Raw genomic sequence first — 475 nt, 5'->3', positions numbered from 1 at the left:
AGGGTGATGTGCAGCTGAGCGGGGCCAACACCTTCAGCGGTGCCCATGTGATTGCGGCGGGCAGCCGGTTGAGCGTCACTGCGGCGGATAATCTGGGGGCTGCGGCGGCGACGGTGGATTTAAGCACCAATACCTCGACGCTGGAGTTCGATGGGGTAAACGGCACGGTGGCCAATGCGCTCAGCGGGGTGAGCGGTTCAACGGTGAGCGTTAATCAGGGGGCTGCGGTGTCGCTGAGCGGGGATAACAGTTCCTTCCAGGGGCAGTATGCGCTGGCGGGGGACAGTACCCTGACGGTGTCACAGGCACAGCATCTGGGCCAGGGCTCGGTAGATATCGCCGGTGGCAGCACGCTGCTGTTTACCACCTACGCCGGTGGCCTGTTGAGCACGTTGAACAACAGGCTGAGCGGGAGTGGAGACTGGACGCTGAGCGCGAGCCATCTTGACCTGAGCAACAGCAATCATGCCCAGGG

At 62.9% G+C, this 475-nt stretch carries 1 protein-coding gene; it reads left to right on the top strand.

Annotated elements, in window-relative coordinates; translation table 11 throughout:
• A partial coding sequence (locus BMI79_RS23915) for a hypothetical protein (protein ID WP_158069138.1) occupies window positions 1-475 on the top strand: 475 nt, incomplete at both ends.

Origin of the sequence: Serratia oryzae, assembly GCF_001976145.1 — a bacterium.
GTDB classification, from domain to species: domain Bacteria; phylum Pseudomonadota; class Gammaproteobacteria; order Enterobacterales; family Enterobacteriaceae; genus Chania; species Chania oryzae.
The sequence above is the reverse complement of the archived record's forward strand: the minus strand, read 5'-3'. Positions and strand labels throughout refer to the sequence as shown.